The organism is Bacillus sp. FSL H8-0545, from assembly GCF_038006105.1.
Lineage (GTDB): Bacteria > Bacillota > Bacilli > Bacillales > Bacillaceae_G > Bacillus_A > Bacillus_A cereus_U.
This window is the reverse complement of the sequence record NZ_JBBOUO010000001.1, coordinates 1,260,857-1,277,436: the sequence shown is the minus strand read 5'-3', so window position 1 is coordinate 1,277,436 and position 16,580 is coordinate 1,260,857. Positions and strand designations below refer to the sequence as shown.

Here is a 16,580-nt window from a genome sequence, read left to right as displayed (position 1 = left end):
TTTAAAAATGGCAGAATTCAAAGAGCAAGTATTAGATATTTTAGAAGAAGTATGTGAAAACGATATTGTGAAAGAAAACTTAGATGTTCAATTATTTGAAGAAGGTATTCTTGATTCTTTCGCTGTAGTATCTTTATTAGTAGAATTCCAAGAGCGTTTAGAGATTGAAGTTTCTATTTCTGATTTTGACCGCGATGAGTGGGCTACACCAAATATGGTTATTAAAAAGTTAGAAGAAATCCGATGAACAAAGTAAAATTTGGTCCGATGCTTTTAGCATTGGCCCTTTTTGCTGTATTCTTACTTATTCCTACGCGCTTCCTACTCCCACTTTTAAGTGATGAGAAAGTAGAACAAGCTGCGACTTCTTTAAAAGAAGAAAAGATTCAAAGTATGATTTTGCAGCAAAAGATGTTAGCAGACCCGAAATACCTTCCGATGTACGGTTCATCGGAATTCGCACGTATGGATGCTTTTCATCCATCGAATTATTTCAAAGTAAAGCCTGAAGGATTCACACCATTCCTACTTGGACGCGGCGGAACACAAGACCTTGTACATGTATTAAACTTCGCATCTACAATGGATCAATTGAAAGATAAGAAAATGATATTCGTTCTTTCTCCGCAATGGTTTGTACCACAAGGTATTGATGAGACACACTTTGCACCTAACTTTTCAAAACAACAAGGTTACCACTTCATTTTCAACGATGATTTAAAACCTGAAATGAAAAAACAAATTGCAAAACGCTTATTAAACTTTGAGATTGTTAAAAAAGAAACTTTATTAAAAATTTCGCTTGAAGGTATCGCCTACGATGATACAAAGTATAAAGTAAAAGCACTTGCTGCTAAACCTTTCGCTTATATTTATCGTAACATTCTAGATCGTAAAGATTTATTTACAGTTATGTTTGATATTAAGCCGCATAAAGAAAAACTTGATCCATCATTGAAACAAATGAACTGGGAAGAAGCTCGTAAGCATGCTGATCAAACAGGTGCAGTAGAATCAAGCTCTAACGAATATGGTATCGAAGATGATTACTTCAATAGCAAAATTAAGAAGAAATTAAAGCAACGTGAAGGGTACTTAAAAAATGATGCTTATGACCAATCACCAGAATATGAAGATTTACAAATTGTACTTGATTTATTAAAACAATCTGGCGCAAAACCGCTCTTCATTTCTGTTCCTGTAAAAGGTCCTTGGTATGATTACGCTGGCTTCCCGAAAGAAAAACGCGAATTATACTACAATAAAGTTCATGAGCAAATTAAGCAAGCTGGCTATCCAATTGCTGATTTCTCAAATCATGAATATGATAAGTACTTCTTAAAAGATCATATGCACTTAGGTTGGAAAGGCTGGGTTTACATCGACGAAGCTATCCAACAATTTTATAAAGCAAACTAACGAAAAGACCGCTTGAATTATTCAAGTGGTCTTTTTCTATATACATCTTGTAATTGTTCAATTACGTTCTCTGCTTCTTTCATGACACGTTTTACTACGTGCTGAGCTGATTCCGTTCGTGCTAATGATGATGCTTGTCCCGCCCAAAGCGACATATACTCTTCCTTATTTTGCTTCGCTGCTTCTTGACGTATTTTTGAAGTTAATACGTTTTGCACTGGATACATCGGTAAATTCTCTTCTCTTCCTTCATGTTTCTCTATAAATTCATTACGAATACCCCGTGCATATTTCCCGGAAAACGCACGGGTTACCGTTGTACTCGTATCTGTACTATGTAAAATCGCCTCTTTATACACGTCATGCGTAATACTTTCTTCACTCGTTAAAAAGGCTGATCCCATTTGAACAGCTTCTGCCCCTAACGCAAATGCCGCAACAAGCCCTTGCCCATTCATTACACCACCTGCTGCAACAATCGGGATATGAGGTACCCCCGCTACTAATTGCGGGATTAATGCAAATGTACCAATCATCGCATCTTGTTCTTTCCCAATAAACGTTCCTCTATGCCCTCCTGCCTCGCTACCTTGCCCGACGATAATATCTACCCCTAACTTAGCAAGTGCTTTCGCTTCCGCTACATGGGTAGCTGTTCCGATAACTTTTATCCCTTCCTTTTTCAAATCATCTATTTCTTCTTTTTCTAACGTTTGAAATGCAAAACTAACGACTGGTACCTTTTCCTCTAATAATACTTGTAATTGTTCTTTATAGCTTTTTGGAAGTTTTAAAGTCTTTTCTTCCTCTATACCTAATTCTCTATTCACTCCACTAAGTAATACTTTCGCCTCGTTTACCTTCTCTTCTTCTATCTGTATCTCTTTCGTTAAAAGTAAATTAACACCGAAAGGCTTATTTGTTAGTTCCCTTATTTTATAAATCGCTTCACGGATTTGTTCTGGGCTCATATACCCTGCTCCAAGCGTACCTAATCCTCCGCTATTACTCACAGCTGCAACAAGTTCTGGCGTTGTAATCGCTCCTGCCATACCTGCTTGAATGATCGGATACTTAATTTGTAATATATTTATTACTCGACTTGTAAACATCATTTTCCCTCCTACTTTCCCTATACCTTCTTTATATGACATGCTTTCCCCTTCTTTTACAAGGATTGAACTTTCGCTCAAGCGAATATATTGAAAGAGAAGGAGGCTGAGAACAATGATTTATCCAAATGCGTTGCAAAAAGGTGATACAGTAATGATTATTGCACCGTCTGGCCCACCAACACTTGAGAATGTATTAAAAGGTGTGACCGTATTACAAGAGATGGGTTTATTCGTAATAATTGGGAAGAGTGTTTATGAAAAGTATGGATATTTAGCTGGAAGTGATCAAGTTCGTCTTGATGATATACATGAAGCATTTACAAATACTGAGGTCAAAGCAGTCTTTTGTGCACGAGGTGGTTACGGCAGCGCTCGTCTCCTCCCTTACATTCAATATGAAATCATTCAACGGAACCCAAAGATTTTTTGGGGATATAGCGATATTACGGCTTTACATACTGCCTTTTCACGTTATGCAGAGCTTGTAACTTTTCATGGTCCAATGATTGAAGAATTAGGAAAAGGTATAGATTCTCTCTCTTTATCTTCTTTCAATCAACTATTCCATCCGTATTCATCTATCTTATATGCATCAGAATGTATCGTACCTACCTCTCCATGTACAGTTACAGGCACATTAGTTGGAGGGAATTTAACTGTGTTAACAAGTATAATTGGCTCGCCCTATGAGATAAATACGTCAAATAGACTTTTATTGCTTGAAGATATTGGTGAAGAACCGTACCGCATTGACCGGATGTTAAATCAACTACTTTTATCTGGACAGTTTAATGAATGCAGTGGCGTTATTTTTACAAGTTGTCACGACTGCAACCCTTCTAAGCCATCTCAATCATTGCAAACAATATTATATGAATATTTCATGCCATATAATATACCTGTGTTATTCGGTTTACCGATTGGACATATAAGTCCAAATATCGGTATTCCCCTCGGAGCTACAGCAACAATAAATACAACTAACAAAACTGTTTCTATTTCTTCTGGTATAGCCACTCCATGTTCAAATTAAAAAGGAAAAGCTGCTAAGCTTTTCCTTTTACTTATAATAATTAAAGATTCGTCCTGATGCTATCTCTGCAATTTCTTCTGGAATAAATGTTTTACTCACATCTGTTCCAACATTTAATACAGCTGTAGCATCTTTCTCGATGCTACCCAATAATTCTTTTCCACGTATCGTAATAAGGGGTGTCCCTTCTGGCAACACAGCTTTTACAAATTCCAATTGTGTAAAGAATGGAACAATCCATCTACCCTCTCCTTGGAAATGACGTAAACGAAGTGTGCCTTCTGTTGCCCCCTCCTCTGCTTCTAATGAACCAGCAACATAAAACTCCGTTGTTAAGAGCAATTCATAAAATTCCTTTTGCTTTTGTTTATCATCTCCTGCTAAAACGAGTACTTCTTCTATTTTCTTTACTGGAATTTGCTCCATATGATGACACCCCTATTTTCAAAATGATTATACTTAGATTATACGAAATATTCTTATTTTTTTCTACATAATTCTGCAATTATTTTATCGAAATAGTTTTTAACACTTCTTTCGTCGTCACAATAGCAGCAAATTCATCATGCAAGTTTACAAGCGTCATATTGTGAATATCCTCTGCGCTATACTCTGTGCCATCTGGACCGATGCGGTTAAAAGTAGCCGTCGCGTCACTCACTACATACGTTGTAAATCCTAAATTACCTGACATCCGTGTTGTCGTCTCTACACAATGATTTGTCGTTAATCCTACAACTACTAAAGAAGTATAATCTTTTACTCGTAATATCTCTTCTAAATTTGTCCCAATGAACGCACTGTTAACAACCTTTTGAATAATAATCTCACCTGGTAATGGCCTCACTTCTTTTTTAAAACGTACTGTTTCTGCATCTAGATGAAACATTGACTCCACATTTTCTTTATTCACATGCTGAATATGAATAACTAGTAATTCTCTTTTTCTCCATTCTTCTAACAAAATTTTCATATTTTCTTCCGCAAAAAGGTTATTCCTTGTGCCCCAGTACGGTAAGTTAAATGCTTCCTGTACATCAATGATTATAAGTGCTGCGTGATTAAGCATATTATCCTCCTAGTTAATTGGGCTGTAATTGAAACAGAAAACCAAGTTGCTGTGACGCAGTAATAAAACAAATATAGGCACAAAGCTCTACAATTTCTTTTTCAGTCCAATATTGTTTTAATACATGAAACATATTATCATCTATCGCCTTTTGGTTATGAACAAATGCATGTGCAAAAGTAACGGCTACGCTAATTTCTTCTATCTTTTGTATATCATCCGGCTTTCCCTTTGCCATACAGTACGGACATTCATTCCCAAACGCTAATGTTCTTCTTACTTGCTCCTTTAACTCTGCGGAAAGGGTCCCTGTACTATACAGTGTATTCTCTAACGTACTCCACGAATTTAATATATCCGGATTATGCCCTAATAATTTTTGAAAATTTGTATCTCCTATATTTGATAATATAATTCTCTCCATCATTTCCCCTCCTATTTCCCTCTTTTTTATTGTAAAATAAATAAAGCTCACTTTACATTTCATATGAATCTTAATTTATAATTTTCCTTTACAAAAATTATCATTTTACTGGAGGTATATTTACAAATGCAATTAGACCGTGTTGATCGAAAAATTTTAAATGAATTATATAATGATAGTCGCCTTTCGATGCGCGAATTGGCAAAACGAGTAAACTTATCCGCTCCGTCTACTACAGAGCGTGTTCGTAAACTTGAAAGTGAAGGAATTATTCAAAAATACACAATCGATATCAATTATAAAAAAGCAGGACTTGTTTTAGATTGTATTTTAGAAATCACTTTAAAAAATGGTGATACAACACGTATGCAACAGTTTATTCAGTCTTATCCATCTGCAAGTTTTTGTTACCGAGTAACAGGAAGCTTATGCTACATTGTAAAAATCTCTGTTCCTTCACTCGTTGAACTTGAAGAATTTATCAATGATGTTTCTTCATATGCAACGACAGTTTCTCATATCGTATTATCAGAAGTAGCTCTTACTCCGGATATTGAACATATCTTCCCAGAAGATTAATTCATCTTTATTCACAAAAAAGAGTAAAAACCTCTTACATTGAGAATAAAAATGATATATCATGTATTAAAATACACAAAGTTCGAGAAAGGGGCTTTACATTGAAAATCTGGTTTTATGAAAAAACGGCACAATTAGATGACTTGCTTGGTATTTGGGACAATGTTCCGACCATCCCTCGAATTGGTGAAAAAGTTGAACTTCTAAAAACCGTTCGGATCGTTACAGATATTAAATACGTGAAAAACGGAAATAACTTCCGTGTAGAGATTATTACAAATTAAAAAGTAGCTCTCCTTTTCATACTGGAGAGCTACTTTTTTATGGCCTATAATCCGCCTTTTTTATAATAATCTTATCTTCTTCTACAGCTATTGTTACATACTCATTTTCTTCTAACTTGAGCTGGTTGACAGCCTCATCTGGCAGTTCCACCGCCATCAATCTATTCGTTAGTATAACTTGGCTATACATTTCATTTTCACGTGATGAATTCATCACTTTTTCTTCATTTATTAAGCGAAGCGGTGGCACACCTACTTCTTTTACAGTACGCCATTGTTTCCAAATAAAAGGAATTAACCATAATAAACCGATAATCGCAAGACCAATGCCGATCCATAAATTACTTTGTGCTTGTAATTCAGTAATCGAGATTGCGTCACTTCCATCTCCACCTACAAATTGCATACTCGTTGCAATCAAATTATTTAGAGCATGCACAGCAATATTCGTCCATATATTTTTTGTCTTTATGTATAGAAGGCACATAATAACACCGAACATGAAAGCACCGATAACATCAAAATGGCCTAGTCCAAAAATAAGAGAGGATATAATAACTGCACGTTTAATCCCCCATTTGTAAGCCATTCGTTGTAAGAAAAAACCTCTAAAAATAACCTCTTCCATTATTGGGGCTAATACACATGCTGAAATGAAAGTAAATATCGTCATGTATATGTTACTCGTATTAATTACATTTCCATCTTCTAACATGGTAACTAAGAAATTAGGTACAGTATGTGCTAAAATATAAAATTGAATTTGAGATATACCGACTGAAAAAATCATTCCCATTATCGTTGCTAATACAATTAACCCCCAATGTAAACGTCCGGGTTTATCAAAAAAACTTTTAAAAACAACATTATTTTTACTTGTTTTTAAATATAGCCATAATAGTGGAAATGCGAAAAAGATTGATATTTGTGACAGGAACTCTATCGTATTGTCAGAAGCACCTGATAAACTTAATGGAATCATCGTCAGGAACATCCCTATAATCATCCATCCAAAAAAACTACGTAGCCTTATACGTGAAAATGCATATTGCATATTGAACACCTCCAGAGATGATATAAAGTGAAACTTTAATCAGTGGGGGTTTTGTTCATCCCCCACTGGTTATTAGTTGAACCAATCGGGCTTTTACGGGCAGTTGATCTCCCACCTAACTTCTTTGCTCCAGCCGAATTTTTGGGTGGGAGTTTTACTGCCCGTTAATGCGGGATAAAGTGCAACTTTAATCAGTGTTTTATGGGTAGCCCTTCTCCCACAACTGGCCGAATAACTAAATTATAATATGAATATAGTTGAAAATCTTCCTATTTTTCTCAAATAATTTCGGACAACATATCTATTAAATTATATAATAACGACCTTATTTGATATACGATATCGATGTTCTTCAACTTAGTTACAATTATATTCCTAAGTAAATATGTATTTGCCACACTTAAAAACTATATAAATCAAAAAAATTTGGTTAATAAAAATCCCCGTTAACACGGGGATTTTTTCTATTATAATACGTCACGTTTTTGGAATAATACACTTGATGCTACAAGTAATACAGCAAAGTATGCAACTACAAGTAATAATGAAGTTGTAAACGTAAATTCTGTAAATGGTGGTTCCATTCCACCACTAACTAATTTATTGCTGTCGTAAACACTTAAATTTAAATGGAAGAACACAACAAATTTCGCTACACCTTTTGCAAACATTATTAGCACCATATTAATTGCTCCTTGCAAGAAAAATAGGAACAACGTAATAATTAATGGTAATACAGACTTTCTAAATACATTTGCCAAGAAAAAGGCAAGAGTTGCAAAGAAGAACGGTGAAAGTACTTGATATAAAATGGACTTCATTATGATTCCTAACGTTAATTCTGTTTTACTACCATCCATTACAATCCCGCCAATAATCATTGCGATTAACGTGCTAGCAAATATGATAAATAATATAGTAAGTAACACTGTAATATATTTAGAGAACAAAACTGTAATTCGTTTTCTAGGACGGATTAATAACTGCTTAATTGTACCTTTTTGAAACTCATCAGTAATTGTACGAGAAGCAATCGTAATTCCAAAAATTGTTGCAAACAAGGTAATCAAACCAATCTCTGAACTTACAAAGTCTAAATATGATCCTTTAAACTCATGTCCTCCTCCCCATTTCAGCATCGCTAAAACTCCCAAAATCTCCAATGCTGCAATTACACCTATTAAAATGTACATACCTTTTTTCGCATGTAACTTCAAAAATTCATTTTGAATTAATTTAAACATTACGCTTTCACTCCCCCTGTAATCGCTAAGAATTCATCCTCTAACGTTTTATTTTGAACAGTAACACCGTATACGAGTACATCAGCATTTACTAGCTCTTTTACAATTTGCGGAATCTCTTCTTTCATTATAGGTGTCACAATTACATTCCCTTGTTCCTTACCTTTAATGATTTCATTTGCTTTCTGAACTTGATCTACTTCAAACGCTACAACTACCGTTTCATCATGCTTCGCTTGTTCATGTAAGTTATACTCTTGCACAAACTCACCTTGCTTTATAATAACGACGCGGTCACACATTAATTCAATTTCACTTAATAAATGACTTGATACAATGACTGCAATATTTTCTTCCTTCGCTAATCGTTGTAAATAGTCACGAATTTGGCGAATACCAGCTGGATCTAATCCATTTGTCGGTTCATCTAAAATTAATATTTTTGGTTGATGAAGTAACGCTTGTGCGATTCCTAGGCGTTGTTTCATTCCAAGTGAATATGTTTTCACCTTTTTATGAATGGCATGCTCTAAATCAACAAGCTTTATAATTTCAGCGATACGCTCTTTACTAATTGGGGTAATTGCCATGTTTGCAAACTGCTTTAAGTTTTGCATTCCTGTCATATAATCATATAGCTCGGGATTTTCTACAATCGCTCCAATTTGCTCTAACGCCTTTTCACGCTCTGTGCGAATACTATGGCCACAAATTGTAATATCACCTTCTGTCATCGAAATAAGACCTGTCATCATACGAATTGTCATCGTCTTACCACTACCGTTCGGTCCAAGGAACCCGTATACTTCTCCTTCTTGAACCTCAAATGATAAGCCCCGAATAATTTCTGTCTTACCAATCTTTTTTCGAACATTTTCTAATTTCACTACTACGTTTCCCAATGCTGACTCCTCCTTTAGACTTCTAGTTTTTTGTCGATGATATAAGCAATTACATATACTAGTAAGGCACTAACAATTATCATAAAACTTATATTAAACATATTAAATCCATTTTCTTGAAACATATCAATAAACAGATTGTCACTTTCACTACGATATTCTACTCTTCGCAACCCTTGGAAAGCTGGAGCTAATTTTCCTAGCAATGTTGTCACTAAAGTAATCGATATACTTACTATTAGAGAAATAATGACAATCATTATATTTTGTATCTTCTTCTTCTTAGTAAGCAATTTAACGAGAGTAACTGCTAATAAAATTTGTAACACCGCAAATGAAAATTCAAACAAATCACTCATTGTGTATATTAAATTATTTATTATACCTGCTTGCATAACCTCTTTTGCATCTATATATACATACGTCGTAGGAAATGCTAATACATAACCCACATAGAAAAGAATTCCACATATTCCATACCATATAGCCATTACAATAAAAAAGTAGATAAGGATAGAAAAAACATATTGTTTCCCAGATATCGCTGTAACCCGTAGCAATGGATTTGTTAGTAAACGTGAACACGACTTCATCGTTTGTAAAAACATATACAATACATAAAATATGAAGATCATAATAATAAATCCGAATATCGCTTCTTGTTTTATCACAGCTGTTTCACTCTTTTTTATAATCATTTGTGAAAATAAAATCGCTTCAATTAACACAAAAATTAAAAAAGTAACAATATATTTTTTCTTATTCACATTCCATAAATAAGAAAGTAACGACTTCACTTACTAAACACCTCCTTAAACAATTCATGAACTGCTTTCCCTCTCTGAAAACGTAACTCTTCCACATTTTCATACAATACAATTTCTCCATCTTTTAAAAAGATTACTTCATCAAAAATATTTTCAACTTCATTTATTAAATGAGTTGAGATTAGTATCGTACAATCTTCTCTATAAAATTGTAGAATGAGATCCAATACGTGCTCTCTAGAAACGAGATCAATCCCGCCAAGTGGTTCATCCAGTACGTATAACTTCGCTTTTCGAGAAAACGTTAAAATAATTTGAAGCTTTTCAACCATACCTTTTGATAATGCTGTAATTTTTTCTTCTAATGGTATTTTAAATTCCGCAATCGTATCTACTGCTTTTTGAATATCGAAGTCTTTATAAAAATCTCTATAAAAGAATAATGCATCTTTTACAGTCATCCAATCATCAAAGACTGGCTTATCAGACATAAATGAAACGATTTCTTTCGTCTCTAACCCTACTTTTTTACCGTTAATTGCTATACTACCTTCTGAAGGATGCTGCAGGCCTGCAATCATTTTCAATAACGTCGTTTTCCCGCTCCCGTTATCCCCAACAAGCCCAACAATTTTCCCTTCTGTAATCTCTATGTTTAATTTCCGGATTACTGCTTTCAATCCATATCGCTTCCATAGATTTTCTATTTTTAATAGCTCTGTCATTCGTTCTCCTCCCTTGTCTCATGTAATGAAGAACGAAGAATTGAAAGAATTTCTTCTTCTGAAAAACCTAAATTGTCCATTCCATCTATAAAAGAATGAAGTAATTCTTTCGCCATATCTTTTCGCAGATCCATAATTTTCTCCCCTTCATTCGTTACATATCGCCCCATTCCTCTACGTGTTACAACAACTCCATCTCGCTCTAATTCTTGAAATGTACGCTGAATCGTATTTGGATTTACTTGCAATTCACTCGCTAATTCACGTACGGAGGGAATTTTATCACCAGACAATAAATGTCCTGTTACAATTTCCTTTTTTACGTATTCCATTACTTGAATGTAAATTGGTGTGTTTGGAGAAAACTCGATTTTCATTTCTCCCCTCCTGTCTTAGTGTGTTAGTTAAATAGTACACTAAGACAAGAATCATGTAAATACTTCCAATTAAAAATGTAATAAAAAGGCAGTGTAACTTTTCGTTACACTGCCTTTCTGTAATAACATATAAATATATTACTCGTTTGAATTTAAATTCATTTTACTTTTACTTGATTTAGCACAGATTTAAACGTATTAATCACTGTATCTACTTCTTCATAACTAATTGTAAGGGATGGTTCAATACGAATTGTTTTTGAGTTAATTAATGTTCCCGCAACAAGAATTCCTTGATCAAACATCGCCTTTGACACTTCATAACCAATCTCGTCTTTATGGAATTCAATCCCAATCATTAAACCTTGACCACGAATTTCAAAGATTTTATCTTCGTGCCCTTCTGCTGCTTGTTTCAATCCATTCAAGAAATACTCCCCAACTTCCATAGCTCGTTCCGGTAATTTTTCTTCCAATAATACATGGATTGTTGCAATTGCAGCAGCACATGCAAGAGGATTTCCTCCAAATGTTGTTGTATGCATAAATGGATTTTCAAACCAACTTTTGAATACATCTTCTTTCGCAACAATAGCTCCCGCCGGCATTACACCTCCACCAAACGCCTTCGCAAGACAAATAATATCCGGCACTACATCATATAATTCTGCAGCAAACATTTTTCCTGTACGTCCCATTCCAGTTTGTACTTCATCAAAAATAAGGAGTGATCCAAACTCATCACAAAGCTCTCGTACTTGTTTCAAATAATTTTCTGGAGGTAAAATAATACCGCCCTCTCCTTGAATTGGTTCTAAAATAACTGCTGCAACATCTTCTCCTACTAATGCACATGTCTCAAATGTTTTTCTCATCATATCAATGTCGCCAAATGGAACGTGACGAAAACCCGGAATCAATGGTAAGAATGGCTTACGGAACATTCCTTTTGCCGTTCCTGATAAGGAACCAAGACTCTTACCATGGAAGGCACGAGTTGTAGCAATGAAAGTTGTTCGTTCACTATACATTTTTGCTAGTTTTAATGCTGCCTCCACACTTTCTGTACCACTGTTTGTAAAGAAGGAATATTTCAAATCACCCGGTGTAATATCCGCTAAAATCTTTGCAAGCATTGCTCGAAGTGGATCCAGTAAATCCTGACTGTGCAATGCTTGACGTTTTAATTGATCTGTCACAGCTTTTACCACTTTCGGATTACGGTGACCAACATTATAAATTCCAAATCCACCTAAACAGTCAATATATCTTTTACCGTTAATATCCATGAAACAAGATCCTTCATCTGACCATTCTACTGCTGCAAATTGTCCATCTTTTGTTACTGTTTTTCTATAAGCAAGAAAACCAGGGTTTACATGCTCTCTAAATCCGTCTACTGTTTCTTTTTGAATCCAGTTTGCCTCTTCTTCAGTAACCTTTTCTTTTTCAATTAACTGTAGTACTTTCGTAATATACTCATTTACATTTGAACCTTTTACATCTTTCTCATTCAATTTATTTTCTACGTTCGTTCCCATCTAATTCACTCCTACATTTTTTTTATTTGCAAACCAGCCTATTGGTTCTACTTCTAGATTTATATTAATCTGCTTAATTTCTTGAAATTCTTCTAAACCAAACGTTCCTAGACTACGACCTATACCACTTTGCTTATATCCGCCCCAAGGTGCCTCATTGTATGTTGGATGATAGCTATTAATCCACGTAATTCCTGCGCGAAGTTTGCGAATCACACGCATTGCTTTTGCACCATCAACTGTAAATACCCCTCCAGCCAAGCCATAGTCTGTACCATTTGCCAACTCAATTGCTTCCTGTTCGTCTTTAAACTTTTGAATTACTACAACAGGACCAAATATTTCTTCCTGGACAATGCGCATATCAGGTTTTACATTGACAAAGACTGTTGGTTCAATAAAGAAACCCTCACCTTTTCCATCCTCCATTATTCGTCTACCTCCGCAAGCAACGTTTGCACCTTCGTCTTTCCCAATTTCAATATAACGTAATACTTTTTCCATATGTTCTTGACTTACAAGTGGCCCCATTTCTGATTCTGGATTATCACCAGGTCCAACGTTAATTTGCTGCGCTCGCTCTACAAAACTATTAACAAATTTATCATAAATCTTTTCTTCTACAAGGATTCTTGATCCTGCTGAACATACTTGTCCGCTACCTGCATAAATACCGAATAGAGCATAATCAATAGCGGTCTCAAAATCTGCATCTGCAAAAATAATATTTGGAGATTTCCCTCCAAGTTCTAACGAAATCTTTTTCATATTATCTGCCGCTGTTCTCATAATGTGCTTACCTGTTTTTGTTCCACCTGTAAAGGAAATCATATCCACTTTATTACTCGCTGCAATTTCATTTCCTACTATTGGACCGGCCCCCATTACCATATTGGCAACACCTTTTGGTAGCCCTACTTTTTCAAGGATTTCGAATAGCTTTGTTGCAGTGATTGGTGTCACTTCAGAAGGTTTAAACACAATTGTATTTCCAGCTGCTAAAGCAGGTGCAATTTTCCATACACTCATCAATAGTGGATAATTCCATGGAACAATTAATCCACAAACACCAACTGGCTCCCTTACAACCATCGCTTGCATCGGATCGGCTACATGATATGTTTGACCATCTGGCTTTGTAATCAATCCGGCATAATAGCGAAAACAAGCCGCTGCATCTCCAATATCTCCTTCTGCCTCACGGTACGTTTTCCCATTATCCATTGTTTCAAGGTATACTAATTCTTCTATATTTTTATCAATTTCATCTGCTATTTTAAATAAATATGATGCCCTTTCAGCAGTGGATGTTTCTGACCAAATTCCACTATCGAAAGCCGCTCTTGCCACTTCTATCGCGTATTTTGCATCCTCAATCGTTCCTTCAGGTGCATATGCTATACCCTTGCCATTCGCAGGGTTAATAATCGTTCTTTTCTCTTGATTACTAGAATCTATCCATTCACCGTTTACATACATTTTTAAATCTAGCACTATATTGAAGCCCCCTTTATCGATCGTTTATATATTTATAAGCAAATTTCATGCCAATATTTAAAATTCAAAGGAATCATACATAAAGTGAAACTTTAATCAGTGGGGGTTTTGTTCATCCCCCACTGATTATTAGCCTTCACCAATCGGGCGTTTACGGACAGTTGATCTCCCACCTAACTTCTTTGCTCCACCTGAATTTTGAGGTGGGAGTTTTACTGCCCGCAAATAGCGGGATAAACTGACTATTTTCTTAAAAACAACAAATAATTTATGCATTTTCGCATACACTATTCCATTTTGCATAAACCGGAACGTTAATCATTTCCGCTACCGCCTTCACGACCCCGGACTTGAACCCTAGAGAATATGTACATGCTGGGCGCACACAAAAAGGAGAAGTCTATGTGACCTTCTCCTTTTTTAGGAATAAGAGATGATATCAGCCGCTATCCCTTTTTCACTAACAATTTTTTGATATTTACGACTCACTGAAGATTGGCTGATTCCAAGAGCTTTTGCAGCCTTAGTCGTTGTTTTGTACTGCTTCATTGCAAGTAAAATCAATTGTTCTTCTACAGAATGTAGTGCTTCTTGTAGTGGTAATACTCTTGTAATAACTGGTTTTGATTTTTTAAAGTCATAACCAGGTGTTAAAAACTTACTAACAAACTCCGCTTCAATTACTGGATCGTCTGCTGATACGACTAAACGTTCAATCATATTTTGTAATTCACGTACATTTCCTGGCCATGAGTAAAACTCTAGTAAGCTAAGCGCATCTGGAGTTAAATGATAATTTTTATTATATTTTTCATTTAACTGTTGCAAGAAATGAAAGGCAAGTACCGGAACATCTTCCATTCGCTCTCGTAGAGGAGGAACTCGCAATGGAATTACATTTAGGCGATAAAATAAATCTTCACGGAATGTTCCAGATTCCACCATCTTTTCAAGACTCTTATTTGTAGCAGCAATAATTTGTACATTTATTTTCGTAGGTATTGTACTTCCAATAGGAATTACTTCTTGTTCTTGCAAGACTCTAAGCAACTTCACTTGCAAATGTAAAGGCATTTCTCCAATTTCATCTAAAAATAAAATACCTTGATCAGCCCGCTTAAAATATCCTTCTTTTCCATTTTTATCGGCTCCTGTAAAAGCACCTTTCGTATAACCAAATAGTTCACTTTCTAACAAAGTTTCTGGAATTGCACCACAATTTAATTTTAAGAATGGCTTTGAAGACCGGTTTCCAAGTTGATGAATTGCCTGAGCAATTACTTCTTTTCCGACGCCAGATTCTCCAGAAATAAGAACATTGGAAGAAAAATCTGCTATTTTTTTAGCTTGGTTAATAATTTGCTCCATTTTTGGACTACAGTAAATAAGCTTCTTAAGAAAACGATCTTTATTTTTAAAGTCATCTAACTCCTTCTTATATCGCTCTGATATCTTCTTTATTTCATGTAATTCCGTCTTCAATCTCGTCGCTTCGGTAATATCCCTTGATGCAATAATAATACGATGAAGCTCTCCGTTTTCATTAAATACAGGGTTTCCAACTGCTAATATTTTTCTTCCGCTTTTTGTTTCTTGTACAACTGATACCTTTTTTTGTTTTTCCAACACTAATCGCGTAACAGATGGACTAAATAATCCTTTCTTTTCTAAGTCTAAAAGATTTTTTCCTAAAAGTTCTTTCAAATTCCTCCCCCAAAAATCATTGATAACAGTTTCACTATAACGAATTAATTCCCCTTTATGATTAACAACTAATATTTCATCATAAATACTAGACAAGATTGCATGTAAATCTTTATTTAAATCCTTTATATATTCAATTTCCATCGCCATGTCCTCGACCATCGGCAAATCTTGCACAATAATAACCATTCCTTCAATACTTTGATCAAAGTTTGGAATCGGACTATAGTCAACTAATACACCCATCTCATTTGTGATTTGTAATTGATTCAAGATCGTTTTTCCCGTTGTAAATACGTTATTAATGTGCTCTTCATTAAAAATCAGTTCTGCTGGTACATTCATAACTTTTTCAGGAGTCGATTTAATCATCTTCAAACCAGACTCATTGCAATTTACAATTTTCTTTTCACGATCTACTACAAAAATCCCCATTGGAATAGATGTTAAAATAATTTTCAATATATCAACACTCTGATTTTCTTGTTTAAATAGTTCTGCAAAAACATCCTCTCTTCTTATATATCCTGTTAGCTCATCTATTTCATTTTTTACTATCGCAATCGGCGCTCCAATAATTTGAAAAAGAGCTGTTAAAGAAATATCTTTACTAAGATGACATATTGTATCTAGTGAAACAGCATTTGAAAGCAATACCTTAGCAGTTAATCCCTTACTATTTGATAGCAGATCCTTCACATGAACGTATGCAAATAATTTCTCCTCTCTTTTTAAAAATAGAAAAGATTCTTTTATATTTTTAACATCTATATTCCATTCCTTTTCAGATTGATCGATAGGTAGAGAAACAATAGGTCTAATTTTTTTATGAGCAATGGAAAACAT

The 16,580-nt window shown here is 34.9% G+C and carries 19 protein-coding genes; 5 read left to right on the top strand and 14 right to left on the bottom strand.

What is annotated here, in order from left to right; translation table 11 throughout:
• The first annotated feature begins 7 nt into the window (after window positions 1-7).
• The gene (dltC, locus tag MHI07_RS06735; protein ID WP_002011622.1) at window positions 8-247 is read left to right on the top strand and encodes a D-alanine--poly(phosphoribitol) ligase subunit DltC; all 240 of its coding nucleotides are present in this window, start codon (window positions 8-10) and stop codon (window positions 245-247) included.
• Window positions 244-1,419, top strand: coding sequence for a D-alanyl-lipoteichoic acid biosynthesis protein DltD (gene dltD / locus MHI07_RS06730; protein WP_002201220.1), 1,176 nt, complete (start codon window positions 244-246; stop codon window positions 1,417-1,419). Before dltC ends, dltD begins: the two co-directional genes overlap by 4 nt.
• Window positions 1,420-1,436: 17 nt before the next feature.
• On the opposite strand, the gene MHI07_RS06725 is transcribed toward dltD, so the two are convergent.
• On the bottom strand, window positions 1,437-2,573 hold the full coding sequence (locus MHI07_RS06725) for an NAD(P)H-dependent flavin oxidoreductase (RefSeq protein WP_340822696.1): 1,137 nt from the start codon (window positions 2,571-2,573) through the stop codon (window positions 1,437-1,439).
• 73 nt (window positions 2,574-2,646) lie between these two features.
• Between MHI07_RS06725 and MHI07_RS06720 the strand changes: the two genes are divergently transcribed.
• A complete protein-coding gene (locus MHI07_RS06720; RefSeq protein WP_204209150.1) occupies window positions 2,647-3,567 on the top strand; it encodes a S66 peptidase family protein in 921 nt (306 codons plus the stop codon).
• Window positions 3,568-3,594: 27 nt separating this feature from the next.
• On the opposite strand, the gene MHI07_RS06715 is transcribed toward MHI07_RS06720, so the two are convergent.
• The 3 genes from MHI07_RS06715 to MHI07_RS06705 all read right to left on the bottom strand — a co-directional run bounded on the left by MHI07_RS06715 (window position 3,595) and on the right by MHI07_RS06705 (window position 5,063).
• A complete protein-coding gene (locus MHI07_RS06715; RefSeq protein ID WP_340822693.1) occupies window positions 3,595-3,993 on the bottom strand; it encodes an SseB family protein in 399 nt (132 codons plus the stop codon).
• Between the two features lie 79 nt (window positions 3,994-4,072).
• The gene (locus MHI07_RS06710) at window positions 4,073-4,636 is read right to left on the bottom strand and encodes a cysteine hydrolase family protein (protein WP_340822690.1); all 564 of its coding nucleotides are present in this window, start codon (window positions 4,634-4,636) and stop codon (window positions 4,073-4,075) included.
• Window positions 4,637-4,649: 13 nt separating this feature from the next.
• Window positions 4,650-5,063 (bottom strand): carboxymuconolactone decarboxylase family protein, encoded by a 414-nt coding sequence (locus MHI07_RS06705; protein ID WP_199659860.1) that lies wholly within the window; start codon window positions 5,061-5,063, stop codon window positions 4,650-4,652.
• 123 nt (window positions 5,064-5,186) lie between these two features.
• Between MHI07_RS06705 and MHI07_RS06700 the strand changes: the two genes are divergently transcribed.
• Complete coding sequence (locus MHI07_RS06700) at window positions 5,187-5,639, top strand: Lrp/AsnC family transcriptional regulator (RefSeq protein ID WP_002011610.1); 453 nt, start codon at window positions 5,187-5,189, stop codon at window positions 5,637-5,639.
• 101 nt (window positions 5,640-5,740) lie between these two features.
• Complete coding sequence (locus MHI07_RS06695; protein WP_000707108.1) at window positions 5,741-5,923, top strand: DUF3913 family protein; 183 nt, start codon at window positions 5,741-5,743, stop codon at window positions 5,921-5,923.
• 37 nt (window positions 5,924-5,960) lie between these two features.
• Here the strand turns inward: MHI07_RS06695 and MHI07_RS06690 are convergent, their stop codons facing one another.
• The 10 genes from MHI07_RS06690 to MHI07_RS06645 all read right to left on the bottom strand — a co-directional run bounded on the left by MHI07_RS06690 (window position 5,961) and on the right by MHI07_RS06645 (window position 16,580).
• A complete protein-coding gene (locus MHI07_RS06690) occupies window positions 5,961-6,977 on the bottom strand; it encodes a CPBP family intramembrane glutamic endopeptidase (protein ID WP_340822685.1) in 1,017 nt (338 codons plus the stop codon).
• Between the two features lie 467 nt (window positions 6,978-7,444).
• Entirely contained in the window at window positions 7,445-8,221 is a 777-nt protein-coding gene (locus MHI07_RS06685) for an ABC transporter permease (RefSeq protein ID WP_340822683.1), read from the bottom strand.
• On the bottom strand, window positions 8,221-9,123 hold the full coding sequence (locus MHI07_RS06680; RefSeq protein WP_002158711.1) for an ABC transporter ATP-binding protein: 903 nt from the start codon (window positions 9,121-9,123) through the stop codon (window positions 8,221-8,223). The genes MHI07_RS06685 and MHI07_RS06680 overlap by 1 nt, the downstream gene beginning before the upstream one ends.
• A 14-nt stretch (window positions 9,124-9,137) precedes the next feature.
• On the bottom strand, window positions 9,138-9,920 hold the full coding sequence (locus MHI07_RS06675) for an ABC transporter permease (RefSeq protein ID WP_340822680.1): 783 nt from the start codon (window positions 9,918-9,920) through the stop codon (window positions 9,138-9,140).
• Entirely contained in the window at window positions 9,917-10,615 is a 699-nt protein-coding gene (locus MHI07_RS06670) for an ABC transporter ATP-binding protein (protein WP_088098841.1), read from the bottom strand. Before MHI07_RS06670 ends, MHI07_RS06675 begins: the two co-directional genes overlap by 4 nt.
• Window positions 10,612-10,992 carry a GntR family transcriptional regulator gene (locus MHI07_RS06665; protein ID WP_078173243.1) on the bottom strand — a complete coding sequence of 127 codons (381 nt, stop codon included), beginning with the start codon at window positions 10,990-10,992 and terminating at the stop codon, window positions 10,612-10,614. The genes MHI07_RS06670 and MHI07_RS06665 overlap by 4 nt, the downstream gene beginning before the upstream one ends.
• Window positions 10,993-11,150: 158 nt before the next feature.
• Window positions 11,151-12,533 carry a putrescine aminotransferase gene (locus MHI07_RS06660; RefSeq protein ID WP_078173244.1) on the bottom strand — a complete coding sequence of 461 codons (1,383 nt, stop codon included), beginning with the start codon at window positions 12,531-12,533 and terminating at the stop codon, window positions 11,151-11,153.
• On the bottom strand, window positions 12,534-14,027 hold the full coding sequence (locus MHI07_RS06655) for an aldehyde dehydrogenase family protein (RefSeq protein ID WP_340822673.1): 1,494 nt from the start codon (window positions 14,025-14,027) through the stop codon (window positions 12,534-12,536).
• 132 nt (window positions 14,028-14,159) lie between these two features.
• Window positions 14,160-14,333, bottom strand: coding sequence for a hypothetical protein (locus MHI07_RS06650; RefSeq protein ID WP_340822670.1), 174 nt, complete (start codon window positions 14,331-14,333; stop codon window positions 14,160-14,162).
• A 117-nt stretch (window positions 14,334-14,450) separates the two neighbouring features.
• A complete protein-coding gene (locus MHI07_RS06645) occupies window positions 14,451-16,580 on the bottom strand; it encodes a sigma 54-interacting transcriptional regulator (protein ID WP_340822668.1) in 2,130 nt (709 codons plus the stop codon).